The organism is Streptomyces sp. SA15 (assembly GCF_002291145.1).
Taxonomy (GTDB): Bacteria; Actinomycetota; Actinomycetes; order Streptomycetales; family Streptomycetaceae; genus Streptomyces.
The window spans coordinates 61,992-88,949 of the sequence record NZ_NTGE01000074.1 but is presented as its reverse complement, the minus strand read 5'-3'; the positions used below and the strand labels follow the sequence as shown (position 1 = coordinate 88,949).

General features: G+C 70.6%; 19 protein-coding genes. 7 read left to right on the top strand and 12 right to left on the bottom strand.

Annotated features, from left to right (window positions below):
* Nucleotides 1-16: 16 nt before the first annotated feature.
* From CLM62_RS13745 to CLM62_RS13715, 7 genes are read right to left on the bottom strand one after another with little or no spacing between them, the layout of a single operon-like run.
* On the bottom strand, nt 17-847 hold the full coding sequence (locus CLM62_RS13745) for a CoA ester lyase (protein ID WP_095750142.1): 831 nt from the start codon (nt 845-847) through the stop codon (nt 17-19).
* Complete coding sequence (locus CLM62_RS13740; RefSeq protein WP_095750141.1) at nt 844-2,070, bottom strand: CaiB/BaiF CoA-transferase family protein; 1,227 nt, start codon at nt 2,068-2,070, stop codon at nt 844-846. Before CLM62_RS13740 ends, CLM62_RS13745 begins: the two co-directional genes overlap by 4 nt.
* Nucleotides 2,067-2,960: a ribokinase gene (gene rbsK / locus CLM62_RS13735; protein ID WP_095750140.1), complete on the bottom strand. Its 894-nt coding sequence runs from the start codon at nt 2,958-2,960 to the stop codon at nt 2,067-2,069. The genes CLM62_RS13740 and rbsK overlap by 4 nt, the downstream gene beginning before the upstream one ends.
* Nucleotides 2,957-4,420, bottom strand: a complete 1,464-nt coding sequence (locus tag CLM62_RS13730; protein ID WP_095750139.1) for an ADP-ribosylglycohydrolase family protein — start codon at nt 4,418-4,420, stop codon at nt 2,957-2,959. Before CLM62_RS13730 ends, rbsK begins: the two co-directional genes overlap by 4 nt.
* Complete coding sequence (locus CLM62_RS13725) at nt 4,408-5,583, bottom strand: ADP-ribosylglycohydrolase family protein (protein ID WP_095750138.1); 1,176 nt, start codon at nt 5,581-5,583, stop codon at nt 4,408-4,410. The genes CLM62_RS13730 and CLM62_RS13725 overlap by 13 nt, the downstream gene beginning before the upstream one ends.
* An 8-nt stretch (nt 5,584-5,591) precedes the next feature.
* A complete protein-coding gene (locus CLM62_RS13720) occupies nt 5,592-6,848 on the bottom strand; it encodes an ADP-ribosylglycohydrolase family protein (RefSeq protein ID WP_257003837.1) in 1,257 nt (418 codons plus the stop codon).
* A gap of 41 nt (nt 6,849-6,889) precedes the next feature.
* Nucleotides 6,890-8,029, bottom strand: a complete 1,140-nt coding sequence (locus CLM62_RS13715; RefSeq protein ID WP_257003834.1) for an ADP-ribosylglycohydrolase family protein — start codon at nt 8,027-8,029, stop codon at nt 6,890-6,892.
* A 269-nt stretch (nt 8,030-8,298) separates the two neighbouring features.
* Between CLM62_RS13715 and CLM62_RS13710 the strand changes: the two genes are divergently transcribed.
* The 3 genes from CLM62_RS13710 (at nt 8,299) to CLM62_RS13700 (ending at nt 15,474) form a co-directional block, all read left to right on the top strand.
* Complete coding sequence (locus CLM62_RS13710) at nt 8,299-9,030, top strand: VIT1/CCC1 transporter family protein (protein WP_095750137.1); 732 nt, start codon at nt 8,299-8,301, stop codon at nt 9,028-9,030.
* Between the two features lie 383 nt (nt 9,031-9,413).
* The gene (gene gltB / locus CLM62_RS13705) at nt 9,414-14,018 is read left to right on the top strand and encodes a glutamate synthase large subunit (RefSeq protein ID WP_095750136.1); all 4,605 of its coding nucleotides are present in this window, start codon (nt 9,414-9,416) and stop codon (nt 14,016-14,018) included.
* Nucleotides 14,011-15,474, top strand: a complete 1,464-nt coding sequence (locus tag CLM62_RS13700; protein WP_095750135.1) for a glutamate synthase subunit beta — start codon at nt 14,011-14,013, stop codon at nt 15,472-15,474. The genes gltB and CLM62_RS13700 overlap by 8 nt, the downstream gene beginning before the upstream one ends.
* 114 nt (nt 15,475-15,588) lie before the next feature.
* Here the strand turns inward: CLM62_RS13700 and CLM62_RS13695 are convergent, their stop codons facing one another.
* The 3 genes from CLM62_RS13695 to CLM62_RS13685 all read right to left on the bottom strand — a co-directional run bounded on the left by CLM62_RS13695 (nt 15,589) and on the right by CLM62_RS13685 (nt 18,815).
* On the bottom strand, nt 15,589-16,314 hold the full coding sequence (locus CLM62_RS13695; protein WP_107483784.1) for a family 16 glycoside hydrolase: 726 nt from the start codon (nt 16,312-16,314) through the stop codon (nt 15,589-15,591).
* Complete coding sequence (gene wecB / locus CLM62_RS13690) at nt 16,311-17,474, bottom strand: non-hydrolyzing UDP-N-acetylglucosamine 2-epimerase (RefSeq protein WP_257003833.1); 1,164 nt, start codon at nt 17,472-17,474, stop codon at nt 16,311-16,313. The genes CLM62_RS13695 and wecB overlap by 4 nt, the downstream gene beginning before the upstream one ends.
* A gap of 96 nt (nt 17,475-17,570) precedes the next feature.
* Nucleotides 17,571-18,815: a glycosyltransferase family 2 protein gene (locus tag CLM62_RS13685; protein ID WP_095750132.1), complete on the bottom strand. Its 1,245-nt coding sequence runs from the start codon at nt 18,813-18,815 to the stop codon at nt 17,571-17,573.
* Nucleotides 18,816-19,353: 538 nt separating this feature from the next.
* Between CLM62_RS13685 and CLM62_RS13680 the strand changes: the two genes are divergently transcribed.
* The 3 genes from CLM62_RS13680 to CLM62_RS13670 all read left to right on the top strand — a co-directional run bounded on the left by CLM62_RS13680 (nt 19,354) and on the right by CLM62_RS13670 (nt 24,047).
* The gene (locus CLM62_RS13680) at nt 19,354-21,141 is read left to right on the top strand and encodes a polysaccharide deacetylase family protein (RefSeq protein ID WP_257003832.1); all 1,788 of its coding nucleotides are present in this window, start codon (nt 19,354-19,356) and stop codon (nt 21,139-21,141) included.
* A 22-nt stretch (nt 21,142-21,163) separates the two neighbouring features.
* Complete coding sequence (locus CLM62_RS13675) at nt 21,164-22,198, top strand: hypothetical protein (RefSeq protein ID WP_257003831.1); 1,035 nt, start codon at nt 21,164-21,166, stop codon at nt 22,196-22,198.
* A gap of 196 nt (nt 22,199-22,394) precedes the next feature.
* Entirely contained in the window at nt 22,395-24,047 is a 1,653-nt protein-coding gene (locus CLM62_RS13670; protein WP_095750130.1) for a cytochrome bc complex cytochrome b subunit, read from the top strand.
* Here the strand turns inward: CLM62_RS13670 and CLM62_RS13665 are convergent.
* Nucleotides 24,022-24,981 (bottom strand): acyl-CoA dehydrogenase family protein, encoded by a 960-nt coding sequence (locus tag CLM62_RS13665; protein ID WP_095750129.1) that lies wholly within the window; start codon nt 24,979-24,981, stop codon nt 24,022-24,024. The genes CLM62_RS13670 and CLM62_RS13665 overlap by 26 nt on opposite strands.
* Nucleotides 24,981-26,120, bottom strand: a complete 1,140-nt coding sequence (locus tag CLM62_RS13660) for an acyl-CoA dehydrogenase family protein (RefSeq protein ID WP_095750128.1) — start codon at nt 26,118-26,120, stop codon at nt 24,981-24,983. The genes CLM62_RS13665 and CLM62_RS13660 overlap by 1 nt, the downstream gene beginning before the upstream one ends.
* 48 nt (nt 26,121-26,168) lie before the next feature.
* Here CLM62_RS13660 and CLM62_RS13655 point away from each other — a divergent pair, with 48 nt between their 5' ends.
* On the top strand, nt 26,169-26,957 hold the full coding sequence (locus CLM62_RS13655) for an SDR family oxidoreductase (protein ID WP_095750127.1): 789 nt from the start codon (nt 26,169-26,171) through the stop codon (nt 26,955-26,957).
* Nucleotide 26,958: the final 1 nt, after the last annotated feature.

Genomic DNA, 26,958 nt, shown 5'->3' with positions numbered 1-26,958 from the left:
AGCCGGGCGCCCTCAGTCATGTCCGGCGGGCCAGTGACAGAGTTCGTTGGGCTGTTGCCACTACCGCCGCGTCGATGAATGTGCCGTTCGGGAGGGCCTGGGCGCCCTGGTTCGTCGTTGCCGCCTTGATGATTGTTTCCGCTTCCTCGAGTTCCCTCTCCGTGGGGAGGTAGGCCCGTTCGATGACCGGGAGCTGGCGGGGGTGGATGGCGGCGCGGCCGAGGAAGCCGAGGGTGCGGCCGTGGGCGCAGGTGGCGGTCAGGCCTTCCAGGTCGCGGATGTCGGGGTGGACGGACTGGGGCGGTGGGGCCAGGCCAGCCGCCCTGGCGGCCACGATCACCCGGGAGCGGGACCAGTCGAGGCCCGCGTCGTCCCGTACGCCCAGGTCGGCCCGAAGGTCCGCCTCCCCGAGGGAGATGCCGCGCAGGGCGGAGTGGGCGGAGGCGATCGCGTGGGCGTGTTCGACGGCCAGGGCCGTTTCCAGGAGGGCGTAGAGCGGGGGAGCGCCTCCGTCGGCGAGCGCCAACTGGTCGGCGACATGGATGATCTGCTCGGGGGAGGTGACCTTGGGCAGGCGCAGGCCACAGAGGCCCGGGAGGCCAGCCACCGCCTTCAGGTCCGCCGCTGCCAGCGGGCCGTCCAGGGCGTTCACACGGACGTGGACCGGGACGGGCTGGGGTTCGGTGAGGAGTTCGGCGGTGGCCGTGCGGGCGTACTCCTTGCGGTCGGGGGCGACCGCGTCCTCGAGGTCGATCACGACCACGTCCGCGTCGGCGGCGAGGGCCTTGGCGACGACCTGCGGGCGGTCGCCGGGGGCGTACAGCCAGGTGAGCGGGGGCGCTGTCATACGGCGCCCTCCTTGCGCAGGAGGTCCAGGTCCGCCTGTGTCAGGCCCAGTTCGGTGAGGACCTCGTCCGTGTCCGTGCCGTGCGGGCGGCCCGCCCAGTGGATCGCGCCGGGGGTGGAGGAGAGGCGGAAGAGCACGTTCTGCATGCGCAGGGGGCCCAGTTCGGGGTCGTCGACCGTGGTGACCGTGTTCAGTGCCTGGTACTGCGGGTCCGCCATCACGTCCCGTACGTCCTGGATCGGGGCCACCGCCGCCTCCGCCTTCTCGAAGGCCGCGAGGACCTCGGTGCGGGTGCGCTCGGCGATCCAGGCGCCGACCGCCTCGTCGAGGACGTCGGCGTGGGCGGCCCGGTCGGCGCCCGTGGCGAACCACGGCTCGTCGATCAGCTCTGGGCGGCCGACCAGGCGCATCACGCGCTCGGCGATCGACTGGGCGGAGGTGGAGACGGCGACCCAGGTGCCGTCCGCTGTGCGGTAGGTGTTGCGCGGGGCGTTGTTCTGGGAGCGGTTTCCGGTGCGCGGCTGGACGTGGCCGAGCTGGTCGTACCAGGTCGGCTGCGGGCCCAGCACGGTCAGGATCGGCTCGATGATCGCCATGTCGACGACCTGGCCCTCGCCGGTGCGCTCGCGGGCGGCGAGCGCCGTCATCACCGCGTACGCCGTCGCGAGGCCGGCGATCGAGTCGGCGAGGCCGAAGGGCGGGAGCGTCGGGGGCGCGTCCGGTTCGCCGGTGATCGCGGCGAAGCCGCTCATCGCCTCGGCGAGGGTGCCGAAGCCGGGGCGGCGGGCGTAGGGGCCGAACTGGCCGAAGCCGGTGACGCGGGTGAGGACCAGGCGCGGGTTGGCGGCCGACAGCTCCTCCCAGCCGAGGGCCCATTTCTCCAGGGTGCCGGGTCGGAAGTTCTCGATGACGACGTCCGCGGACCGCGCGAGACGCAGGAGGGTGGTGCGGCCGCCGGGCTTGGACAGATCGAGGGTGATCGTGCGCTTGTTGCGGCCCAGCAGCTTCCACCACAGGCCCACGCCGTTCTTCGACGGGCCGTGGCCCCGGGAGGGGTCGGGCTTGGTGGGGTGTTCGACCTTGATGACCTCCGCGCCGAAATCGCCGAGCATGGTGGCGGCGAGGGGGCCGGCGAAGAGGGTGGCGAGGTCGAGGACGCGGAGGCCGGTGAGGGGGGCGGCGGTCGTGCGGTGGTCTGTCGTCGTGCGGTGGTCTGTTGTCATGCGGTGAACTCCGCTTCGATCTCGGAGCGGTACGGCATCGACGCCGACGCGCCCGCGCGCTGTACGGAAAGTGCTGCGGCTGCGGCCGCCCATGCCAGCGCCTCGCGCATCGGGCGGCTCTCGCCGAGGGCCACGGCCAGGGCGCCGACGAAGGTGTCGCCCGCACCGGTCGAGTCCACGGCGGTGACCTGCGGCGCGGGCACGGTGAACGGTTCGGCGCCACGGGCCGCGTACAGGCTGCCCGCCGCGCCGAGGGTGACGACCACCTCCGGGACCTGGTCGAGCAGGGCGGTGGCCGCGGTGTGCGGGTCGGTGAAGCCGGTCAGTGTCGCCGCCTCGTGTTCGTTGGGCACCAACAGGTCGGTGGCGGCGAGGAGTTCGGGAGGCAGGGGCCGGGCGGGGGCGGGCGTGAGGATCGTACGGACGCCGTGGGCGCGGGCCGTCTGCGCGCCGGCGTGGACCGCGGCGAGGGGGATCTCCAGTTGGAGGAGCAGCGCGTCGGCGGAGGCGATGAGGCCCTCGTCGCCGGGGGCGAGGTGGTCGACGGTGCCGTTGGCGCCGGGGATCACGACGATCGCGTTGCCGCCCTCGTCGTCGACGACGATGTGCGCGGTGCCGGAAGGGCCCTCGGTGGTGCGGAGGTGGTCGGTGCTCACCCCGGCGTGCTCGAGGGTCGAGCGGAGGCGGGCGCCGAAGGCGTCGTTGCCGACCGCGCCGATCATCGAGACGGTGGCGCCCGCGCGGGCGGCGGCGATCGCCTGGTTGGCGCCCTTGCCGCCGGGGATTGTACGGAACTCGCGGCCCGTCACGGTTTCTCCGCGCTGTGGCGCCTTCTCGACGTAGGCGACCAGGTCCATGTTCGTGCTGCCGAGTACGGCGATGTGGGTCATGGGCGGGGGGCCTCCCAGGGGGCGAGGGCGTGGGTGAGGTGGGCGAGGGTGTCGAAGCCGGTGCCGTTGAAGTCCGCGATGGATGTGGACAGGCGGTTCTTGAGGGGGGCCGTCCAGCGGTCGGGGAGGGCGAAGGGGGTGCCGGCGAGGAGGGCGGCGATGCTGCCGGCCGTGGCGCCGTTGGAGTCGGTGTCCCAACCTCCCGATACGGCACGGCAGATGGCGCCGGTGAAGTCGCCGTTCGCGTGGGTGAGGGCGGCGGTGATCAGGGCGGTGTTGGGGATGGCGTGGACCCAGTGGTGGGTGCGGGAGTAGGTGGCGTGGAGTTCGTCCACGACCTTGTCGAAGTCCTCGTGGGTTTCGGCCAGTTGGAGGGCGTGGCGGATGGCCTGGGCGAGGCGGGAGGTCGGGGGGACGACCGCGAGGCCGGTGCGGAGTGCGGTGTGGACGTCGGTGGCGGTGGTGGCGGTGGCGACTGTGGCGATGGTGGCCGCGATGAACATCGCCGCGTAGACGCCGTTGGCGGTGTGGGTGAGGGTGGCGTCCTTGTGGGCCTGTTCCGCGGCGGCCGCGGGGTTGCCGGGGTTTGTCCAGCCGTGGATGTCGGCACGGATCAGGGCGCCGATCCATTCGCGGAAGGGGTTGCGGTGGCGGGCCGTGCGTGGGGGTTCCAGGCCGGTGAGGAGGTTGCGGTAGGCGATGCGTTCTGCGGTGAAGGTGCGGCCGGCGGGGAGTTCTTCCAGCCAGAGGGTGGCTACGTCCGTGGTGGTGAAGGTTTTGCCGTGGCGTTGGAGTAGGAGGAGGTTGAGGAGGGGGTAGTTGAGGTCGTCGTCTTCGGGCATGCCGTCGATGTTTTCGGCGAGGGAGGTTTTGGCTGAGCGGCGGTTCCAGGGGTATGTCGTCGCCAGGTCTTTGGGGATGCCTTGGGCTGTGAAGTACGTGTTTAGGGGCCAGTTGCCGGTGGACTTGGCTAGTTGGCGGATGCCTTCTAGGGGGAGCTTTTCTACTGGTTTGCCTAGGAGGCAGCCGACGGCCCTTCCGAGCCAGGCGGCTTCCAAGCCGGCCTGGGTGGGGGTTGCCGTCGGGGAAGGGACGCTTGCCCGCGCCGGCGGGGTGCCGCCTCTCTTTGGGTCGGGAGCCGCCCCAGCGGCGCGACTGCCCGCAGCTGGGGCTGGCGCAGGCCAAGCTGGGCAGCTGGCCTTGATCTTCGCCAGGTCGGTTGGCTCGGAGTCCTCCAACTTGCTGGGCAGCTCTGCCAGTTCATCCAGCAAGTCCTCCGCCAGGAGCCGCAGATACCTCGACGCCGGCTCCGGAGATGCGCCCGCCCGGAGCGGAGCCTCCGGGCCGCCCGCCGCCCTCCACCTCGCCGCGATCGCCGACGGCTCTCGGCCGTCCTGGGTCGCCTGGAGGAGTTCGTGGCCGAGCAGGTCCTCCGGTTGGACCCAGGTCAGTCGGAGCATCCTGGGCCTCCGAGCTCGGTGAATGCGGCCTCGTGTGTGCGGCGTCGGGTTACGTCTCGTTCGAAGATCTCCCGGGTCACGGCCGTGAGGGTCGTCGCCGGTTCCCAGAGGTCCAGGCGGCTTGCCTCCGACACCTGTTTCGCCCAGTCCTGCGGGGGCGGTGAGCCCAGGGCGCCTGCCAGGGCGCCGGCCATCGTGGCGATGGAGTCGCAGTCGCGGCCGTAGTTGACGGCGCCGAGGACGGCTTGACGGTAGTCGCCACCGGAGATCAGCAACATGCCCAGGGCGATCGGGAGTTCCTCGATCGCGTGCAGGCGGGACGGCCGGCGGGCGCCCAAGGAGGGGGAGCGGTAATCGGGGCCCACCGTGTCGTAGGGGGTGACTGCTTCCCTGAGCGGGGTCAGTGCCGACTCGAAGTCCGTGTGGTGGGACGCCGTTTCGCAGACCTGCTCGATCGCGGCCCGGGTGCCGTCCTTCGCCAGGGCGAGGCAGGTGGACACGATCGAGTCCGGGGTTGCCCCTGGTGTGCTCGCCGCTGCCACCGCCGCCGCGAAGACGCCCGCCGCCTCACGGCCGTACGACGACTGGTGGGCGCCGGCGATGTCCAGGGCCTCGGCGTAGGCGGCCGGCGGGTTGGCCGCGTTGACCAGGCCGACCGGGGCCATGTACATCGCGGCACCGCAGTTGACGATGTTGCCGACGCCTGCCTCGCGGGGGTCGATGTGGCCGTAGTGGAGGCGTGCCACCAGCCATTTCTCCGCCAGGAAGACTCGGTGGAGGGGGAGTGCCTCCGTTTCCAGTTCCGGGATCCAGCGCGGGTTCGTCATCAGGTCCGGGACCAGGTGGTCGGCGATCGCGTAGGCGTCCAGGTGGTCGCGGACGGTCGCGTACACCCGTACCAGCGCGTGCGTCATCAAGGTGTCGTCGGTGACGTGGCCGTCGCCCTTGTGGTACGGCGCGATGGGGCGGGCGGTGCGCCAGGCGTCGCCGTTCCAGGGGCCGACGATGCCGTGGACGCGGCCGCCGTGGCGTTCGGCGATCTGCTCGGGGGAGTAGCCCTCGACGGGGCCGCCGAGCGCGTCGCCGACGGCGGCTCCGACGAGCGCGGCGGTGATCCGTTCGTCCAGACCTGCCTCTTGACTTTCTGCTCCTTTGGGCGTCATGCCCCGAATCATCCTCCTGGTGGGGTCGGTTGCGTGGCTTCCAGGAGTTCGGCGAGTTCCACCAGGTCCGTGTCGGTGAGCCGGGGGAGTACGCAGCCGGAGAGGGTGCGGCAGGTGTCGCGCCAGGAGGCGGGGATCGACTCGGCTCCGCCGAGTGCGCCGGTGAGCGCGCCTGCCAGGGCCGGTGCGGAGTCGGCGACCCGGGAGAGGCAGGCCGCCGCCGGGACCGCTTCCGCGATCCGGCCGTGTGCCGCGACGGCCAGGGCCAGGGCGACCGGGACCGTTTCGGCGGCTGCGATGCCGTAGCTGTAGACGTGGTCGACGATCTGGTGCTCGAGCAGGGGGATGAGGGCGAAGGCGCTGTCGGCGTCCTGGGCGAGTTTCAGCGCGTGGCGGGTGTTGCGGCCGATCTCCGTCTCCTCGGGGAGTTCGGCGAGGGCGGCTGCCACGCAGGCCTGCGCCTCGGCGCCGACGAGGGCGAGCGCCAGTGCCGCCGCCATGGCGCGGGCGCCGTGCACTCCGTCGCCGTCCTGGGTGTAGCGGGCGTCGAACTCGGCCAGGTCGGCGGCGAGTCGGGGGTCGCCGGGGTGGGCCACGGCCAGTACGCAGGCCCGTACGCAGGCGGCGTCGTCGAAGTAGTGCGGGTTGTCGTGGCCGGTGGCGGGCGGTCGTAGGCCGGTGGCGAGGTTGCCGAGGCCGGCGCGGACGGAGATGCGGGCGCGGAGGGGGAGGACGGCGGACTCGACCTCGGGGGCGCGGTCTGCTGCTGCGGCTACTTCGCTGGCTACGGCGTTCCAGGTCAGGTCGATCGCGGCGCGGGTACGGCGTTCTCGGCTGAGGTCGCCCAGGGCGGTGTCGTCGCCGGATCGTAGGAGGGCCTCCGCGGCGAAGGCCGCCCATTCGGCGTCGTCGGACGGGCCGAGGCGGAGGGGTTCGGGGGGTTGGTTCAGGGCGATGGGGACGGGGAGGGTGGTGGTGGCGTTCTGTTCGGCGAAGGTGTCGAGTTCGCGGGTGAGGCGGCGGGTCCAGTCGGGCATACGGGCGGCTCGGTGGCGGGCGGCCGGCCAGCCGGCGGCGTCGCCTGCGGCCAGGCCTAGCAGGAGGCCTTCGATTCGGCGGGCCTTGCGGTGGCGGTGGGCTGCTTCGGCCTCGGCTTCGCCTTCGGCCGGAGTATTCCCACCCGCACCACCCGTACTACTTTCGTTGTCAGGTGCGGGTGGCCCCTGTGGTGATTCCCCGCCGTCGGCGGCTGCGGGTTCGATCAGCCCTGCCGTGGCCGTCGTCCCGTCCCACGGGCCGGGCGGCGTCACGACGGCACCTCCGCCTCGTCGTCCCGCGCCGGGGCGAAGGCGCCCGGGTCCGGCGGCGGCCACGTATCCGGCCCTGTGGGCGCCTCACGTCGTACCGAAATCTCGCCCGGCGCGAATCCCTCCGCACCCCACCTCCCGTCCTCGCCCGCCGTCAGCAACTCCGCCACATCCAGCACGTGGTGTCCCGCCATCGACGGCAGGCAGCTGCCGCGCGCCGGGCCGATCGCCGCGGCCCAGTCGGCCGGGATCGCGGACTCCCCCTGTGTCGCTCCCGCCAGGGCGCCCGCCACCGCCGCCGTGGTGTCGGCGTCGCGGCCCATGTTGACGGCTGTCAGGACGGCCTGGACGAAGTCGCCGTCGGCTGCCGCATAGGCGCCGAACGCGAGGGCGACCGCCTCGGGGGCCAGGTCCGTCCAGGGGTAGCCGCCGATGACGACGGCGGAGCGGACGGCGCGCTCGCCCCGGTGGGCCACCGCCACCGCCCGGCGCAGTGAGCGGGCCGTCCAGGAGTCGTCCGGGACCACCGCCAGGGCCGAGGCCACCACCGCGATCGTCGGCGCGCCCGCCATCGCCGCCGCCACCCCGGCCGCGACCGCCTGGCCGCCATAGATGCCCTCGCCGTCGTGGCTCACCGAGCCGTCGATCGCCACCAGGCGGGCGGCCTCGGCGGGGCGGCCCGCCGCGAAGACGCCGGAGGGGGCCGCGCGCATCGCCAGGCCGTCGCTCCACGCGTGGCGGTGCTGGGCCGAGATGGGGGCTGCCAGGCCCCGGCGCAGGTTCTCCAGCGTGCCGCGCTCGCTGAAGCCCGCGCCCCGGAACGGGCCCTCGTCGCGGTCCGCGATCCACTCGTGCCAGGCCGCCTCCACGTGCGCCGGAGTGAGGCCCGAGCCGTGCCGGGCCAGCAGCAGGCCCGAGAAGATCGCGTACTCGGTGTCGTCGGTGCCGGACGGTTCGTCGGCGACATAGCCGGTGATACGGCCCCAGCGGGCGCGGATCTCGGAGGGCTTGAGGTTCTCGGCCGGGGCTCCCAGGGCGTCCCCGACGGCGAGGCCGAGCAGGGCGCCGCGGGCCCGTTCGCGGAGTTCGGCGGCGTCCCCGGGGGCCGGGACCGAGGGGACGCAGGCGATCGATGCCATACGCGGGCTCTCCTCTCAGAGGCGCCCGGCAAGTCCTTGCAGGGCGCAGAACCCTTTGCGGAACTGTCCCCGGCGCGGTCTGCCGCACAGCCTCACTGACCCCAGCGTCACCCGGTCGACATCTGTGCAAGATCCCCTACGGATGAGCGAGAAACGGTAAAAGCGCAGGTTAGCCCAGCCTTTCCTTGCTGGCCGGACGGGGATTCGGAGCATAGATTAGGGGTTGTCGAAAAGTGGATTCAGTCTAAAGAGCTCTCCGGGGGATCCCCATGGCCATCATCGAGACCGAGGCGGCGCTGCACGAGGCGCACCGCGACAACCACACGCACCGGGATGTGAACGGCGGCTGGCTGCGCCCCGCCGTGTTCGGAGCGATGGACGGCCTGGTCTCCAACCTCGCCCTGATGACCGGTGTCGCGGGGGGCTCGGTCAGTCACCACACCATCGTGCTGACCGGGTTCGCGGGGCTGGCCGCCGGCGCCTTCTCCATGGCCGCCGGCGAGTACACCTCCGTCGCCTCGCAGCGCGAGCTCGTCGAGGCCGAGCTGGATGTGGAGCGGCGGGAGCTGAGAAAGCACCCCACGGATGAGGAGGCCGAGCTCGCGGCGCTGTACGAGGGGCGGGGCGTGGAGCCCCGGCTGGCCCGAGAGGTGGCCAAGCAGCTGTCCCGGGACCCCGAGCAGGCCCTGGAGATCCACGCGCGCGAGGAGTTGGGCATTGATCCCGGTGATCTGCCGTCGCCGCTGGTCGCCGCCGTGTCCTCGTTCGGGTCGTTCGCGCTGGGCGCCCTGCTCCCCGTACTGCCGTATCTGCTCGGTGCGACCACCCTGTGGCCGGCCGTGCTGCTCGCGCTGCTCGGGCTCTTCGCGTGCGGTGCGGTGGTGGCCAAGGTGACGGCGCGCACCTGGTGGTTCAGCGGGCTGCGGCAGCTCGCACTCGGTGGTGCGGCGGCCGGTGTGACGTACGCCCTGGGCAGCTTGTTCGGAACCGCCGTAGGATAGGTCGGCTGCAAGTTATGCGTTGGGCCGCATAAGTAGCCGTTACTCGCTGGTTTCGAATGCTTAACCACCGGGCATGAGCCGTAAGCGCTGTGGGCAATGAGGCCCGCGGCGCACTCGCGGGGTCGGCGACGACGCTTCCCTCGCCGTGTCGGGCCGACGGGCATCGATCTGACCGATCGATCCGTTTTGGTCCCCCAATACTTCACGCCGCCGAGCGCGGTACCCCCGCCGCGCACCTGCGGCGTCCGCATGTTGGAACGGAATATCCCGGTTCCCGAGAACCGCTCCATCATGTAACCTGCACGAAATTTTGTACTCACGCAGAGGGCCAACGTCGTCCCTCGGCAATCTGCATATGCCACATGACGACGACGGGAGAGCCGATGCGTACGCCGCGCCAGCCGTCCCAGCACTCCGCGAATGGCCAGAACTGGTCCTTCATGGATGCTCGCCCTGCTGCGCAGGGTATGTACGACCCCCGCAACGAGCACGACGCCTGTGGCGTCGGCTTCGTGGCCACCCTCACCGGCGAGGCGAGCCATGCGCTGGTCGAGCAGGCGCTGACCGTTCTGCGCAACCTGGAGCACCGCGGTGCCACCGGCGCCGAGCCCGACTCGGGTGACGGCGCGGGCATCCTCTCCCAGGTACCGGACGCCTTCTTCCGCGAGGTGGCCGAATTCGAGCTGCCCGAGGCCGGTGCGTACGCCGTCGGTATTGCCTTCCTGCCGGAGAATTCCGCCGCGGAAGCCGTCTCACGGATCGAGACGATCGCCGCGGAGGAGGGCCTGACCGTCCTCGGCTGGCGCGAGATGCCCGTCGCCCCCGAACTCCTCGGCGTCACCGCCCGTTCGACGATGCCCGTCTTCCGGCAGATCTTCGTCGCGGACGGATCCGCGGTGCCCGCCACGGACATCGCCCTGGACCGCAAGGCGTTCGTGCTGCGCAAGCGCGCCGAGCGCGAGGTGGACGTCTACTTCCCCTCCCTCTCCGCGCGGACCATCGTCTACAAGGGCATGCTGACCACCGGCCAGCTGGAGCCCTTCTTCCCGGACCTGTCCGACCGCCGCTTCGCGTCGGCCATCGCGCTGGTCCACTCGCGGTTCTCGACGAACACGTTCCCGTCGTGGCCCCTGGCCCACCCCTACCGCTTCGTCGCGCACAACGGTGAGATCAACACCGTCAAGGGCAACCGCAACTGGATGGCGGCCCGCGAGTCCCAGATCGTCTCGGATCTGTTCGGTGACCAGGACACGATCGACCGGGTCTTCCCGATCTGCACGCCCGACGCCTCCGACTCGGCGTCCTTCGACGAGGTCCTCGAACTCCTGCACCTGGGCGGCCGTTCGCTGCCGCACTCGGTGCTGATGATGATCCCGGAGGCGTGGGAGAACCACGACTCCATGGACCCGGCCCGGCGCGCCTTCTACCAGTTCCACGCCACGATGATGGAGCCCTGGGACGGCCCGGCCTGCGTCACCTTCACCGACGGCAAGCAGGTCGGCGCGGTCCTCGACCGCAACGGTCTGCGTCCCGGCCGCTACTGGGTCACCGACGACGGCCTCGTCGTCCTCGGCTCCGAGGTCGGCGTCCTCGACATCGACCCGGCCAAGGTCGTCCGCAAGGGCCGCCTGCAGCCCGGCCGTATGTTCCTCGTCGACACCGTCGAGCACCGCATCATCGAGGACGACGAGATCAAGGCCGAGCTCGCCGCCGAGAAGCCGTACGCGGAGTGGCTGGAGGCCGGCGAGATCGAGCTGTCCGACCTGCCCGAGCGTGAGCACATCGTGCACACGCACGCCTCGGTCACCCGCCGCCAGCAGACCTTCGGTTACACCGAGGAGGAGCTGCGCGTCATCCTGGCGCCGATGGCCAAGGCCGGTGCCGAGCCGATCGGTTCGATGGGCACCGACTCGCCGATCGCCGCGCTGTCGGACCGTCCGCGCCTGCTCTTCGACTACTTCACCCAGCTGTTCGCGCAGGTCACCAACCCGCCGCTGGACGCGATCCGGGAAGAACTGGTGACGAGTCTGCGCTCGTCGCTGGGCCCGCAGGGCAACCTGCTGGAGCCGACGGCCGCCTCCTGTCGTAGCGTCGTGCTGCCCTTCCCGGTCATCGACAACGACGAGCTGGCCAAGCTCATCCACATCAACGCCGACGGCGACATGCCCGGCATGAAGGCCGCGACGCTCTCCGGCCTCTACCGGGTCTCCGGCGGCGGTGACGCCCTCGCCGCGCGCATCGAGGAGATCTGCGCCGAGGCCGACGCCGCCATAGAGAACGGCGCCCGCCTGATCGTCCTGTCGGACCGTCACTCGGACGCCGAGCACGCGCCGATCCCGTCGCTGCTGCTCACCGCGGCCGTCCACCACCACCTCATCCGCACCAAGCAGCGCACCCAGGTGGGCCTGCTGGTCGAGGCCGGTGACGTCCGCGAGGTCCACCACGTCGCCCTGCTCATCGGCTTCGGCGCCGCCGCCGTCAACCCGTACCTGGCGATGGAGTCCGTCGAGGACCTGGTCCGCGCAGGGACGTTCCTCCCCGGTGTCGAGCCCGAGAACGCCATCCGCAACCTGATCTACGCCCTCGGCAAGGGCGTGCTGAAGGTCATGTCCAAGATGGGCATCTCGACCGTCGCCTCCTACCGCGGCGCCCAGGTCTTCGAAGCCGTGGGCCTCGACGAGCAGTTCGTCAACAAGTACTTCAGCGGCACGGCCACCAAGATCGGCGGCGTCGGCATCGACGTCATCGCCAAGGAGGTCGCCGCCCGGCACGCCAAGGCCTACCCGGCCTCCGGCATCGCGCCGGCCCACCGCGCCCTCGACATAGGCGGCGAGTACCAGTGGCGCCGCGAGGGCGAGCCGCACCTGTTCGACCCGGAGACGGTCTTCCGCCTCCAGCACTCCACGCGCACCGGCCGCTACGACATCTTCAAGAAGTACACCGAGCGCGTGAACGAGCAGTCCGAGCGCCTGATGACACTGCGCGGCCTGTTCGGGTTCAAGAGCGACCGGCAGCCGATCTCCATCGACGAGGTCGAGCCGGTCAGCGAGATCGTCAAGCGCTTCTCCACCGGCGCTATGTCGTACGGCTCCATCTCCAAGGAGGCGCACGAGACCCTCGCCATCGCCATGAACCAGCTGGGCGGCAAGTCCAACACCGGTGAGGGCGGCGAGGACGCGGACCGCCTGTACGACCCGGCGCGCCGGTCGTCGATCAAGCAGGTCGCCTCCGGCCGCTTCGGTGTGACGTCCGAGTACCTGGTCAACGCCGACGACATCCAGATCAAGATGGCCCAGGGCGCCAAGCCCGGCGAGGGCGGCCAGCTGCCCGGCCACAAGGTGTACCCGTGGGTGGCGAAGACCCGGCACTCCACGCCGGGCGTGGGGCTCATCTCCCCGCCGCCGCACCACGACATCTACTCCATCGAGGACCTGGCCCAGCTGATCCACGACCTGAAGAACGCGAACCCGCAGGCGCGGATCCACGTCAAGCTGGTCTCCGAGGTCGGTGTCGGCACGGTCGCCGCGGGTGTGTCGAAGGCGCACGCGGATGTCGTGCTCATCTCCGGCCACGACGGCGGTACGGGTGCCTCGCCGCTGACCTCGCTGAAGCACGCGGGCGGTCCCTGGGAGCTCGGCCTCGCCGAGACCCAGCAGACGCTGCTGCTCAACGGCCTGCGCGACCGCATCGTCGTGCAGACCGACGGTCAGCTGAAGACCGGCCGCGACGTCGTCATCGCCGCGCTGCTCGGCGCCGAGGAGTTCGGTTTCGCGACCGCGCCGCTCGTCGTCTCCGGCTGCGTCATGATGCGCGTCTGCCACCTGGACACCTGCCCGGTCGGCATCGCCACGCAGAACCCGACCCTCAGGGATCGGTTCAACGGCAAGGCCGAGTACGTCGTGAACTTCTTCCGGTACATCGCCGAAGAGGTCCGCGAGATCCTCGCCGAGCTGGGCTTCCGCTCCATCGAGGAGGCCGTCGGCCACGCCGAGACCCTCGACGTGACCCGCGCGGTCGATCACTGGAAGGCGCAGGGCCTGGACCTGGAGCCGCTGTTCCACGTGCCCGAGCTGCCCGACGGCGCGGTGCGCCACCAGCTGATCGCGCAGGACCACGGCCTGGAGAAGGCGCTCGACAACGAGCTGATCAAGCTGGCCGCCGACGCGCTCGCCGCGGACTCCGCGACCGACGCGCAGCCGGTGCGCGCCCAGGTCGCCATCCGCAACATCAACCGCACGGTCGGCACCATGCTCGGCCACGAGGTGACGAAGAAGTTCGGCGGGGCGGGTCTGCCCGACGACACCATCGACATCACCTTCACCGGCTCGGCGGGCCAGTCCTTCGGTGCCTTCCTGCCGCGCGGTGTCACGCTGCGCCTGGAGGGCGACGCCAACGACTACGTCGGCAAGGGCCTCTCCGGCGGCCGGGTGATCGTGCGTCCGGACCGGGGCGCCGACCACCTCGCCGAGTTCTCGACGATCGCGGGCAACACGATCGCGTACGGCGCGACCGGCGGTGAGCTGTTCCTGCGCGGCCGTACGGGCGAGCGGTTCTGTGTCCGCAACTCCGGTGCGCTGGTCGTCTCCGAGGGCGTGGGCGACCACGGCTGCGAGTACATGACCGGCGGCCACGCGGTGGTCCTGGGCGAGACCGGGCGCAACTTCGCGGCCGGCATGTCCGGCGGCATCGCGTACGTCATCGACCTGAACCGCGACAACGTCAACGTCGGCAACGTGGGCGCGGTCGAGGCCCTGGACGACGACGACAAGCAGTGGCTGCACGACGTGGTGCGCCGCCACGCCGAGGAGACCGGCTCGACGGTCGCCGAGAAGCTGCTCGCCAACTGGGACGCGTCCGTGGAGCGTTTCAGCAAGATCATCCCCAGCACGTACAAGGCAGTGCTCGCCGCCAAGGACGCCGCCGAGCGAGCCGGTCTCTCCGAGACCGAGATCACCGAGAAGATGATGGAGGCGGCGACCAATGGCTGATCCCAAGGGCTTTCTCAACCACGGCCGCGAGGTCGCCAGGACCCGCCCCGTCGATGAGCGCGTCAAGGACTGGAACGAGGTCTACGTCCCCGGCTCCCTGCTGCCGATCATCAGCAAGCAGGCCAGCCGGTGCATGGACTGCGGCATCCCGTTCTGCCACAACGGCTGTCCGCTGGGGAACCTGATCCCCGAGTGGAACGACTACGCCTACCGCGAGGACTGGGCGGCCGCCTCGGAGCGCCTGCACGCGACGAACAACTTCCCGGAGTTCACCGGGCGGCTGTGCCCGGCCCCGTGCGAGTCGGCGTGTGTGCTGGGCATCAACCAGCCGGCCGTCACCATCAAGAACGTCGAGGTCTCGATCATCGACAAGGCGTGGGAGACCGGTGACGTCGCCCCGCAGATCCCGGAGCGCCTGTCCGGCAAGACGGTCGCCGTCATCGGCTCGGGCCCGGCGGGCCTGGCCGCCGCCCAGCAGCTGACCCGGGCCGGCCACACCGTCGCCGTCTACGAGCGCGCGGACCGCATCGGAGGCCTCCTCCGGTACGGCATCCCCGAGTTCAAGATGGAGAAGCGGCACATCAACCGCCGTATCGAGCAGATGCGCGCGGAGGGCACCCGCTTCCGCACCGGAATCGAGATCGGCCGCGACCTGAAGGCGACGGACCTGAAGAAGCGGTACGACGCGATCGTCATCGCCGCCGGCGCGACGACCGCACGTGACCTCCCCGTTCCCGGCCGCGAGCTCAAGGGCATCTACCAGGCCATGGAGTACCTGCCCCTGGCCAACAAGGTGCAGGAGGGCGACTTCGTGGCGCCCCCGATCTCGGCCGAGGGCAAGCACGTCGTGGTCATCGGCGGTGGCGACACCGGCGCCGACTGCGTGGGCACCGCCCACCGCCAGGGCGCGGCCTCCGTCACGCAGCTGGAGATCATGCCCCGCCCGAACGACGAGCGGAACCCGGTCGCCCAGCCGTGGCCGACCTTCCCGATGCTCTACAAGGTCACCTCCGCGCACGAGGAGGGCGGCGATCGGATCTACTCCGTCTCCACCACCCACTTCGAGGGCGACGAGGACGGCAACGTCCAGTGGCTGCACCTCAGCGAGGTCGAGTTCATCGACGGCAAGCTGACCTCGAAGCCGGGCACGGAGCGCAAGATCCCCGCCCAGCTGGTGACGCTGGCGATGGGCTTCACCGGCACGGACCGCGAGAACGGCCTCGTGGACCAGTTCGGCCTGGACCTCGACGAGCGCGGCAACATCGCCCGCGACGCCGACTTCCAGACCAACGTGCCGGGCGTGTATGTCGCCGGTGACGCGGGTCGTGGTCAGTCGCTGATCGTGTGGGCGATCGCCGAGGGCCGCTCGGCCGCCCGCGGTGTGGACCGCTTCCTGACCGGCGCCAGCGACCTGCCGGCGCCGATCCGGCCGACGGACCGTTCGCTGATGGTCTGACGGTTCCCGAGGAACAACACCTCAACAGACGTCCCGTACAAAGGCGTACGGAACACCAGACGGCGCCTGCCCGCCAGTCCCCGACCGGACGAATGGGCAGGCGCCGCCGCATGTCTAGGAACTCGCCTCGAGACCCTCGAACTCCACCGTCGCGTCCTCGGTGTACGCCCCCACCTGCCCCTGCAGGTAAGGGCGTTCGGCGTCGGTGAACTTCACCAGGTCCTGCCCGCCCACCGCGACCCTCAGCTCCGCCCCACGCTGCTCGACCCGCACCTCGTACCACTCGTCCACCGGGTACTCCTCGTGCCCCGTCGCCAGGAAGCGCTGGCCGCCCGGGTAGGCGGGGTCGCGCTTGCCGAGCTCCCAGCCGTTCGGTTTGAGGGTGATGTAGTAGAAGTGCTCCGGGTCGGTGTACGCCCAGACCAGCCACGGCACCTCCCACGGGTTCGGGTGCGGGGTGCGCAGCTGCTCCACGGTCCGCATGCGGGCCCGGAGGCGGACGTCGCCGTACGACTGGGTGCTCACGATCAGTCCGGCGTGCGTGCTGCCGGGGTCCTGGGCCGCCTTCGGCGACAGGAACAGGGAGTCGTCGTCGCCGGTGTTGGTGCCGTGGCCGTTGAACACCGAGGTCCAGCGGCCGTGGGTGGAGCCGTCGGCCCAGGGCACGGGCGGCGTCGGATCGTCCTGCTCCGCACCGCACTGGCTCAGCGTGACCGCCAGCACGACGGCCAGCGCGAGAGTCAGCCCCACGGCGGCGAGGACCCCGCTCCTGCGCCCCCACGGAAACTCCGGCGACACCAGGCGGATCCGTCGACGGGGGCGCAGGAGTAACGGCGTCATGCCGTCGAGTATGGCCCGGACGCGGACATGGTGACCGGCACATCGGCGGGGAAGTCCTCGGCCAGTTGCGCCAGGACGCGCTCGGCGGCCCGCCCGTCGCCGAACGGGTTGCCCGCGCCCGCCATCCGCCCGTACGCCACCGGATCGTCGAGCAGTTCCTCGGCGGCGCTCACGATGGCCTCCGGATCCGTGCCCACCAGCCGGGCCGCGCCCGCCTCGACCGCTTCCGGACGTTCGGTGGTGGTCCGCAGCACCAGCGCCGGCTTGCCGAGGCTCGGGGCTTCCTCCTGTATGCCGCCGGAGTCGGTCAGCACGAGGTCGCAGTCGGCGAGCGTCGCCGCGAAGTCGAGGTAGCCGAGCGGCTCGACGAGCGAGATCCCTTCGTGGCCGTCGAGTTCGGGCAGCAGCACGTCCCGGACGGCCGGGCTCCGGTGCAGCGGCAGCACGATCTCCACGTCCCCGCGCCGGGCGAGCCGGCGCAGCGCCCGGCCCATGCCGCGCATCCTCTCGCCTTGGTTCTCCCGGCGGTGCAGGGTCACCAGGACCCGTTTCGCGCCGGTGCGGAACGCGGAGGTGCCGGTGCCCTCGGCCAGCACCCACAGCAGGTTGTCGATCACCGTGTTGCCGGTGGTGAACACCTGCTCCGCGGGAACGCCTTCGTCCTTCAGGTGCCGGGCCGCGCGCGGGGTCGGGGCGAAGTGCCAGCGGGCGATGCGCCCGATCAGGCGGCGGTTGAGTTCCTCCGGGAAGGGGTTGTCCACGACGCCGGTGCGCAGTCCGGCCTCGACGTGGGCGACCGGGATCTTCTCGTAGAAGGCGGCCAGGGAGCCGGCCAGTGCGGTCGTGGTGTCCCCCTGCACCACGACCAGGTCAGGCCGCTGGGCCCGTATGACCTCGCCGAGTTCGCCGACCAGACGGGCGGTCAGTTCGGAGAGCTGCTGGCGGTTGCGCATCACGTCGAGGGCGATACGGGCGTCGACGCACAGCAGGCCGAGCATCTGGTGGAGCATCTCCCGGTGCTGGCCGGTGGTGACGACGACCGGCTCGAACTGTGTGCCGGCGGCCATCGCCCGCGCCACCGGCGCCAGTTTGATCGCCTCGGGCCGGGTGCCGAGCACCAGCATGGCGCGTACGGGCGTGGCTGACGGAACTGTGGACATGAGCCCCCCTTGGGCGCGCGCGGTCGCAGGGCCGCGCGAGGGTGAAGAAAGCAGATGAGAGAAAGCAGAGGAGAGAAACGGGCCGCGCCGGTTCGGTCAGGTGCGGGCGGTCTTCAGCCAGGCCCGCTTGCCGGTGAGCATCCGCCACAGCCCCCACCAGCCGGCGGCGAACCAGATGTAGCCGTAGAAGACGAAGACGTGCGCGAGCAGCACCGAGCGCACCAGCCCGAGGTCCCGCTCACGCTTGGCGTAGACGAAGCCGTACGCGTAGGCGGCCGTGAACGACAGCACATACGGGCCGAGCAGCCACATGGGCGAGATCAGCGCCTGTCCCTCCTGGACGGAGGCCACGGTGGTGGCGCCCAGGGCGACGAGGAAGGACAGCGGCAGCAGCGAGGTGAGCAGGATCAGCACCGGGCTGGAGAGGTGGTACAGCATGTCCAGCGCGGCCCGGGTCGGCACGTCCCGCAGGATGAGCGGGACGAGACCGGCCGACTGCAGATGGCCCTGGAACCAGCGGGATCGCTGGCGCAGCAGCCGCCGCAGGCTGAGCACGGCCTGCTGGGAGACCGCGGCGGTGGTGCAGTGCTGGTTGGTCCAGCCCTTGGCGATCAGCCGCACCCCGAGGTCGAGGTCCTCGGTCAGGCTGTCGCTCCACGGGCCGTCCCCGTCGAGGGAGTTGAGCGCCGACAGCCGCATGAACTGCCCGTTGCCGCCCATGCCCACGCTGCCGATGAAGCGGCGGGCGCTCTGGAAGACGTCGCCGTAGACGACGAACTCCATGTCCTGCATACGGGCGAGCAGCCCCAGGTGCCGGTTGTACATCCGGACGCAGACCTGAACCGCGCCCGTTTGTGGGTCGTCGAAACTGGGGTCGACCGCCTGCACGACATGTGGGTCGAGGCGTCCGTCCGCGTCGACGACACAGAGGATCACGTCGGCGGGGTCACGGCCGTAGAGCAGACCGGACTCCCTGAGGTGCCGTACGCCGTCGTTGAGGGCGGCCCCCTTGCCCCGGCGGGCGTTCGGCAGGGTGCGCCGGTGCAGCCGGACCCGGTCGGGGTCGGCGGCCAGCGCGATCTCGGCCGTACGGTCGTCGGAGGCGTCGTCGATCACCAGCGCCAGGAAATTCCCGGCGGGCAGCGAGGTGATCCGGGCCAGGCTTTCGGCGAGTACCTTCTCCTCGTTGAGGCACGCCAGCAGGAATACGTAGAACCGTTCTCTCCGTTCCGCAGGGACGCGGCGAATTCTGCGTCGGGACAGGAGAAACAGTCCTGAGTTGTAGCAGCCGGCCAGCACGATCAAGGTGATGCTCGATCCCAGGAGCACTTCAACGATCATGCGTGCTCCCGGTTTCGACCTGCGCCCGGCGCGCCTGTCTGCGCAGTTTCGCCCGGGCGAGGAGTATCAGGCAGGCCGTCAGACAGTAGAAGAGGAATCCGGCACCGGCCGTCGCCTGTAAAGCTCTGGCCCAGGGTAAGCCCGGTATCGCTTCCGGTGCCGCCATCACCCCTGCCAGGGGCAGCAGTGACCCCAGAGCGGGTCGTCCATACATTGTCCCCCCACTTTTCACAGCGCGTCCCCAACGCGCGGAAGTGAACCTAGCAGACGTCCGGGCCGATGATGAAGGCATTCGAGAAAAGGGCGATGTCGATCTTCTGGCAGATCTTCTGGCAGATCTTCTGGCGGGATCCTGCCGGTCCCTGGGAATTCATCCGTCGGTCCGTTGACACCCTTCTTGATCGCGAAGAAGAATCGGTGGCTTCTTGTCGCCAAAAGACTTTGCCAATGAATGGCAAAGTTGGGGGGAATGATCGTGAGGTCATTGAACGGGACCTACAGACCCGACAGAAGCAGAAGAGGAATCTCGAAATTCTCCTTGCTTCTCCTGCTCGTCGCCGCCCTGCTGAGCGGCACATTCCTGGCCGCGGGGGCCCAGGCGGCCGGAGAAAAGCGGAATCCCGGCGAGGCGAGCGGTACGACGTCCGGGCTCAACCGCGTCGATCTCAAGGGCTGGGCCAAGGCCCAGATCAAGGCCGACCGGGCGCGCCAGGACCAGGCCCGCAAGAAGCCCGCGCCGGCGACCGTCACCACCCCGGCGGCCACCCCGGCGGCCGCGCCCGCCGACGCCGCCGACGTCGGCATCCAGGCCGACCCGACCACCCTCGTGCTCTACGACACCGCGGGCCCCTACGGCCACCTGGGCGAGCTCTACGCGATGGCCGCCGCCAACCTCGCCGGCCACTTCGGCACCGTCACCGCAAAGCCGGTCTCGCAGTACACCGCGGGCATGGTCAACTCGTACACGGCCACGATCTACATCGGCTCGACCTACTACTGCTGTGACGTCCCGGACGCCGTCCCGGCCGCCTTCTACCAGGACGCGCTGACCACCACCAAGCCCGTGACCTGGGTGGGCGCCAACATCTGGAACATGGCGGGCGCGGTGGGCGTACCCCAGTTCACGCAGAAGTACGGCTGGGACCCGACGACGTCGTACTACGAGGACGGCGGATCCATCGGCACCGTCACGCAGGTGACGTACAAGGGACAGACCCTCACCCGCAAGATCCCGGCCGGGCAGGACAGCGGCGTGCTGCGCCCCAACGTCCTCACGGGACCCGGCTATCCGGCGGTCACCCGGCTGGCGGAGGGCCTGGACACCTCAAGTGGGAAGACCTTCGGCTGGGCGGTCCGCTCCTCCAACCTCACCTACATCGGTGAGATCCCCTTCGCGTACGTTTCCGAGAGCGACCGTGTCATCGTCTTCGAGGACCTCCTCTTCGACGCCCTCGCGCCGGCCACCGCCGAACGGCACCGCGCGATCGTGCGCCTTGAGGACATCAGCCCCAACTCGGAACCCGCCGAGCTGAAGGCGATCGCCGACTATCTCTACTCGCAGCGGATTCCCTACGGCATCAATGTCATCCCCGTCTACACGGACCCGAACGGCACCTACAACAACGGCGTCCCCGAGACCATCAAGCTGTCGCAGCGGCCGGACCTGGTCAATACCCTGAAGTACATGCTCGCCCGGGGTGCGGTCCTGATGAACCACGGATACACGCACCAGTACGGCAACGCGGCCAACCCGTACAACGGCGTCAGCGGGGACGACTTCGAGTTCTACCGTGCCCATGTGGACGCCGCGAACAGTGTCATCTACGACGGTCCGATTCCCGGCGACTCCGCCGCCTGGGCGCAGGGAAGGATCAACAGCGGCCTGGCCGAGTTCGCGGCCGCCGGGCTTCCGAAGCCGACGCTGTGGACCACGCCGCACTATGCGGGTTCCCGCACCGACTACGAGGTGTTCAGTTCGAACTTCTCGGCCCGTCTCGAACGTTCGCTGTATTTCGCCGGGACGTTGAGCGGAGCCGCATCGGACCCCAACCGTTTCATCGGGCAGTTCTTCCCGTACGTGGTCCGTGATGTGTACGGGACCAAAGTGATTCCCGAGAACATCGGGAATTACGAGCCGGAGGAATACAACAACCATCCGCCGCGGCTGCCGGCCGATCTCATCGCCTCGGCCAAGGCCAATCTCGCCGTCCGGGACGGGTTCGCCAGCTTCTTCTACCACCCGTACTTCCCGGTCGAGCCGTTGAAGCAGACCGTCGAGGGCATCAAGGCGCTCGGCTACACCTTCGTCAACCCGGCGACCCTGTGAAGCCGGTACCGAGGAGGAAGGCGTGAGGGGGAGGACCGTCGCCGGCCTGGCGGCGGTCCTCCTCGCCGTCGGCGCCTGCTCCGCCGACGGCACGGCGGCCGACCCGGATACGGATACGCATACGGATACGAGGGTGATGCGGGGCATCACCCTGCCCTCCTGGTACCGCACCGACTACGACAGCCCCGCCGCCGACCGCTATCTGCGGGACATCAAGGAGACCGGGGCCCGCTGGGTCACCTTCACGCCGACCTGGTACCAGCGGCGCCCCGACGACTCCGTCATGCGCCCCACACAGGAGACGGCGAGCGACGCCGCCCTCAAGCGGATCGTGCGCCGCGCACACGCCACGGGCCTCAAGGTGATGATCAAACCGCATGTCGATCTGCCCGGCGACGGCGACCGCGCCGAGATCCGCCCCCGCGACCGCGCCGCCTGGTTCACCGCGTACCGGAGCTTCATCACCCACTACGCCGACCTCGCGGCGGCCACCCGCGCCGAGCAGTTCGCGGTCGGCACCGAACTGGCCGGAGTCTCCGGCGACGACACCGCCTGGACGCAGGTCGTCCAAGCGGTCCGCGACCGCTACGACGGCCCCCTGACCTACGCCGCCAACTACGACGAGTACGAGCGCATCCGCTTCTGGACACAGCTCGACCTCATCGGCATCGACGCCTACTGGCCGCTGGCCGAGCACCCCACCGACGACCCCGACCGGCTGCGCCGCGCCTGGGAGCCGATCGGCGAGCGGCTCGCCTCCTTCGCCCGGCGCCACGACCGGCGGATCCTGTTCACCGAGGCGGGCTACGTCAGCCAACGCGGGGCGACGACCGCCCCGTACTCCTGGACGGTGAGCCGCCGCGCCGGGGACGCCGAACAGGCCGCCGCCTACCGGGCGCTGCTGGACGCCTTCACGGGCCGGCGCTGGTGGGCCGGGGTCTGCTGGTGGATGTGGGACGACTGGCCGGACAGCGCCGAGACGCCGAGGCGGCTGGCGTACACACCGCACGGCAAACCGGCGGAGGAGGTGCTGCGGGAGAAGTGGGGCGGCCGGTGACGCCGGTGCGGTCGGTGACGCCGGTGCGGTCGGTGAGGCCGGTGCGGTCGGTGACGCCGATGCCGGCGGTGCGCCGACCGCACCAGGGGGCCTGCTCCCCCCGATCGGCACAGCCGTGGCGCCCGCCCTGTTGGCGTGGCCGCGGGGCCGTGCCTGTGCCACGCTGAGAGAGATCCGACGGGGAAGGCGGCGACGTATGGACGACGGCGCACGTTCGGGGAACGCGGCGGCGCGGTCCGCCCGCCGGGAGCCTCCCGGCAGGGGCGAGAGGCTCGCAGACTGGGCAGACGGGCGGCTCGGGATCTATGCGCTGGCCAAGGCCAACATGCGCAAGGTCTTCCCGGACCACTGGTCCTTCATGCTGGGCGAGGTCGCCCTCTACAGCTTCGTCGTCCTGATCCTCACCGGCGTCTACCTCACCCTGTTCTTCGAGCCGAGCAGTGTCGAGGTCGTCTACCACGGCTCGTACGAGCCGCTCAACGGCGTCATGATGACCAGGGCCTTCGAGTCCACGCTGGACATCAGCTTCGACGTGCGCGGCGGGCTGCTGATCCGGCAGATCCACCACTGGGCCGCGCTGGTCTTCGTCACCGCCATGCTCTCGCACATGATGCGGGTGTTCTTCACCGGCGCCTTCCGCAAGCCGCGCGAGGTCAACTGGCTGTTCGGCTGGACCCTGCTGATGCTGGGCATCATCACCGGCCTGACCGGCTACTCCCTGCCCGACGACCTGCTGTCCGGCACCGGCCTCCGCTTCGCCCAGGGCGCCATCCTGTCCATCCCGATCGTGGGGACGTACCTGTCCTTCTTCCTCTTCGGCGGGGAGTTCCCGGGGGACGACATCATCGCGCGGCTCTTCCCGATCCATGTGCTGCTGCTGCCCGGGATCATGCTGGGTCTGGTGGCCGCGCACCTGATCCTGGTCTTCTACCACAAGCACACCCAGTACCCGGGCCCCGGCCGGGGTGAGAAGACCGTCATCGGCATGCCCTTCCTGCCGGTCTACATGGCCAAGGCGGGCGGCTTCTTCTTCCTCGTCTTCGGCACCCTGACGCTGATGGGCGGCATCGCCCAGATCAACCCCGTGTGGGCCTTCGGCCCCTACCGTGCCGATCTCGTCACCACCGGCGCCCAGCCCGACTGGTATCTCGGCTTCTCCGAGGGACTGATCCGGGTGATGCCGGGATGGGAGATCAACCTCTGGGGCCACACGCTGGCGCTGGGCGTGTTCATCCCGTTCGCGCTGTTCCCGCTGGTCATGCTCGCCATCGGCGTGTATCCCTTCATCGAGGCGTGGATCACCGGCGACAAACGCGAGCACCACATCCTGGACCGCCCGCGCAACGCGCCCGTGCGCACCGGCCTCGGCGTGGCCTGGCTGAGTCTGTACTGCGTGCTGCTGATCGGCGGCGGCAACGACATCGTGGCCTTGCGGCTGCACCTGTCCCTCAACGCGATCACCTGGTTCGTCCGGGTGGGGGTCTTCGTGGTGCCGGTCCTCGCCTTCATCGTGACGAAACGGATCTGTCTCGGTCTGCAGCGCCGGGACCGGGCCAAGGTGCTGCACGGCAGGGAGACGGGCACCATCAAACGGCTGCCGAACGGCGAGTACGTCGAGGTCCACGAGCCTCTCTCACAGGCGCAGCTGTTCACCCTCACCCAGCACGAGCAGAACCCGCCGTACGAGATCGGGCCGCTCGTCGACGCGGGCGGTGTCCGCCGCCGGGTCAAGCCGTCGCAGCGGCTGCGCGCCCGGCTGTCCCGGGCCATGTTCGGGCCCGACACGCGGATCGAGAAGCCGACGGTGGAGGAGTTCCGGGAGCTCACCAGCGGCGATCACCAGCATTGACGACGAGGGCCCGGCACTCCCGCGGACTACCCCAGGCGGTACGCAGGGCGCGGGCCTTGGTCAGCCACAGCGCCAAGTCGTACTCCGCCGTGTAGCCGATCGCGCCGTGCAACTGGAGCGCCGTACGGGCGGTGGCGTACGCCGCCTCGCACGCCGCGACCTTGGCGGCGGCCACCTCGGCGGGGCCCATGCTCAGCGCGGCCCCGAAGACCAGGGGACCTGCGAACTCCAGCGCGATCTTCGCGTCGGCCAGCCGGTGCTTGACGGCCTGGAACGAGCCTATGGGCACGCCGAACTGCGTGCGCTGCTTCGCGTACGCCACGGTCCTGTCGAGGAGCGCGAGGCCGACTCCGAGGGCTTGGGCGGCGGTGGTGAGGCGGGCGGTGGTGAGGGCGTGGGTGACGGGAGGGTCGCAGGTGAGGAGTTCGCCGCCGGGTGTGAGGGCGGTGAGGCGGCGGGCGGGGTCGAGGGAGGGGCGCACCGGACCGTGGCCGGGGGCGAGACGCAGGCCGTCGGGGGTCAGGGCGAGGCGCGTGGTCGCCGCGTCGCCGTCCAGGGCGTACGACCCCGAGGGCGCCAGCGTCGCCATGGCCTCACCCGAGGCCAGCGCGGGCAACAGCCGTTCGGCGGGGCCCGGTTCAGTGAGCAGCACAGCAGCCGTGACGGTCTCGACCAGGGGCCCGGGCACCGCGTGCCGCCCCAACTCGACGAAGGAGACGGCGAGTTCGACGGGGCGCCGCCCTATCCCCTCGTACTCCTCCGGAACCGCCAGCGCGAACACCCCCGCCTGAGCGATACGGCTCCACAGCGCGCGTCCACTCGCATGCTCGCCCCGGCTCCAGTCCCGTACCACCGACGGCGTGTCCGCGGCCGTCAGCATCGCGTCCAGCGAGTCGGCGAACGCGCGCTGCTCGGCGCCGAGGAGGAAACGCATCAGCGGCGTCCCTTCGGCAGGCCGAGCAGCCGCTCGGCGATGATGTCCCGCTGGATCTCGTTCGTGCCCGCGTAGATCGGGCCGGCGAGGGCGAAGACGTACCGCTCCGCCCAGTCGCTGTCCGCCGACTCGCCCTCCGCGTCCAGGAGATCGAGGGCCGTCTCGTTCAGCGCGATGTCGTACTCCGACCAGAAGACCTTGTTCAGGCTGGACTCCGGGCCGAGTAAGGCGCCGTCGAGGAAGCGGGAGGCGGCGGCGTACGTGAACAGCTGGTAGGCGCGGGCGCCGATCAGGGCGTCGGCCACGCGGTCCTTCGTGTCCTGCGGGCTGCCTTGTGCCTGCCAGAGTCGGAACAGCCGGTCGGCGCTCGCGAGGAAACGGCCGGGGGAGCGGAGCATCAGCCCGCGCTCGTTGCCCGCCGTGGCCATCGCCACCCGCCAGCCCTGGCCGGGCTCGCCGATCACGTCCTCGTCCGGCACGAACACCTCGTCCAGGAACAGTTCGGCGAAGGCGGGCTTGCCGTCGAGGCGGGCGATGGGGCGGACCGTGACACCCGGGGAACGCAGGTCGAACATCAGGTAGGTCAGCCCCTGGTGGGGCTTCGGGGTGTGCGGATCGCTGCGGAACAGGCCGAACGCGCGGTCCGCGAAGGCCGCCCGCGACGACCACGTCTTCTGCCCGCTCAAGCGCCAGCCGCCCGGTGCGCGGACGGCCTTCGACCTGAGGGACGCCAGGTCCGAGCCCGCCTCCGGTTCCGACCACGCCTGCGCCCAGATCACCTCGCCCCGGGCCATGGGCGGCAGCACGCGTGCCCGCTGCTCCTCGGTGCCGTGGTCGAAGAGGGTCGGCGCGAGCAGACTGATGCCGTTCTGGCCGACCCGGCCGGGCGCGCCCGCCGCGTAGTACTCCTCCTCGAAGACCAGCCAGCGGACGAGGCCCGCGTCCCGCCCGCCGTACTCGGCCGGCCAGTTCACCACCGACCAGCGGTCCGCGGCCAGCTCGGCCTCCCACGCGCGGTGCGCCGCGAAGCCCTCCTCCGTCTCGAGGGAGGGGAGGGGCTCGGCGGGTACGTGCGCCGCCAGCCAGGCGCGTACCTCGGCCCGGAAGGCCTCCTCTTCCCGCGTGAAGGTGAGATCCATCGACGGCCATCCTTCCCTAACAAGTGTTTGGTAGGTTAGCGTGGCCCTATGACAGGCGTCGAGAGTCCGGCGTACGTGCCTGGGCACGGGCTGCTGGCGGGGCGTACCGCCGTCATCACCGCTGCCGCGGGCGCCGGGATCGGCGGAGCCACCGCACGCCGCTTCCTGGAGGAGGGCGCGCGCGTGCTGGTCAGCGACGCGCATGCGCGGCGGCTGAAGGAGTACGAGGCCCAGCTGGCCGGGGAGTTCGGCACGGGGTCGGTCGGTGCGGTGCCGTGCGACGTCACCGATGAGGCTCAGGTGTACGAGCTCTTCGAGGCCGCGGTCCGGGAGCACGGCCGGCTCGACATCGTGGTCAACAACGCCGGTCTCGGCGGCACCTCGGCCCTCGTCGACATGTCCGACGAGCAGTGGTCGCGGGTGCTCGACGTGACGCTGAATGGCACCTTCCGGTGCACCCGGGCCGCACTCCGCCGCATGAAGGAGACCGGCGACGGCGTGATCGTCAACAACGCCTCCGTCGTCGGCTGGCGTGCCCAGGCCGGGCAGGCGCACTATGCCGCCGCGAAGGCCGGCGTGATGGCGCTGACCCGGTGTGCGGCGCTGGAGGCGGCCGAGTACGGGGTGCGCGTCAACGCGGTGTCGCCGAGCCTCGCCATGCACCCGCACCTCGTGAAAGTGACGACGCCGGAGCTGCTGGAGGAGCTGACTTCGCGCGAGGCCTTCGGACGGTACGCCGAACCCTGGGAGGTGGCCAACGTGATCGTGTTCCTGGCGTCGGGCTACTCGTCGTACATGACGGGCGAGGTCGTCGCCGTCAGCAGCCAGCACCCATAGG

Excerpts from the sequence above, each read along its gene's own strand:
- CLM62_RS13700 (WP_095750135.1), top strand. The coding sequence starts at position 14,011 with ATGGCTGATCCCAAGGGCTTTCTCAACCACGGCCGCGAGGTCGCCAGG.
- CLM62_RS13715 (WP_257003834.1), bottom strand. The coding sequence starts at position 8,029 with ATGGCATCGATCGCCTGCGTCCCCTCGGTCCCGGCCCCCGGGGACGCC.
- CLM62_RS13665 (WP_095750129.1), bottom strand. The coding sequence starts at position 24,981 with ATGCGTTTCCTCCTCGGCGCCGAGCAGCGCGCGTTCGCCGACTCGCTG.
- rbsK (WP_095750140.1), bottom strand. The coding sequence starts at position 2,960 with ATGACCCACATCGCCGTACTCGGCAGCACGAACATGGACCTGGTCGCC.
- CLM62_RS13695 (WP_107483784.1), bottom strand. The coding sequence starts at position 16,314 with ATGACGCCGTTACTCCTGCGCCCCCGTCGACGGATCCGCCTGGTGTCG.
- CLM62_RS13685 (WP_095750132.1), bottom strand. The coding sequence starts at position 18,815 with ATGATCGTTGAAGTGCTCCTGGGATCGAGCATCACCTTGATCGTGCTG.
- CLM62_RS13725 (WP_095750138.1), bottom strand. The coding sequence starts at position 5,583 with ATGACGCCCAAAGGAGCAGAAAGTCAAGAGGCAGGTCTGGACGAACGG.
- CLM62_RS13730 (WP_095750139.1), bottom strand. The coding sequence starts at position 4,420 with ATGCTCCGACTGACCTGGGTCCAACCGGAGGACCTGCTCGGCCACGAA.
- CLM62_RS13745 (WP_095750142.1), bottom strand. The coding sequence starts at position 847 with ATGACAGCGCCCCCGCTCACCTGGCTGTACGCCCCCGGCGACCGCCCG.
- gltB (WP_095750136.1), top strand. The coding sequence starts at position 9,414 with ATGCGTACGCCGCGCCAGCCGTCCCAGCACTCCGCGAATGGCCAGAAC.
- CLM62_RS13670 (WP_095750130.1), top strand. The coding sequence starts at position 22,395 with ATGGACGACGGCGCACGTTCGGGGAACGCGGCGGCGCGGTCCGCCCGC.
- CLM62_RS13660 (WP_095750128.1), bottom strand. The coding sequence starts at position 26,120 with ATGGATCTCACCTTCACGCGGGAAGAGGAGGCCTTCCGGGCCGAGGTA.
- wecB (WP_257003833.1), bottom strand. The coding sequence starts at position 17,474 with ATGTCCACAGTTCCGTCAGCCACGCCCGTACGCGCCATGCTGGTGCTC.
- CLM62_RS13740 (WP_095750141.1), bottom strand. The coding sequence starts at position 2,070 with ATGACAACAGACCACCGCACGACGACAGACCACCGCACGACCGCCGCC.
- CLM62_RS13655 (WP_095750127.1), top strand. The coding sequence starts at position 26,169 with ATGACAGGCGTCGAGAGTCCGGCGTACGTGCCTGGGCACGGGCTGCTG.
- CLM62_RS13710 (WP_095750137.1), top strand. The coding sequence starts at position 8,299 with ATGGCCATCATCGAGACCGAGGCGGCGCTGCACGAGGCGCACCGCGAC.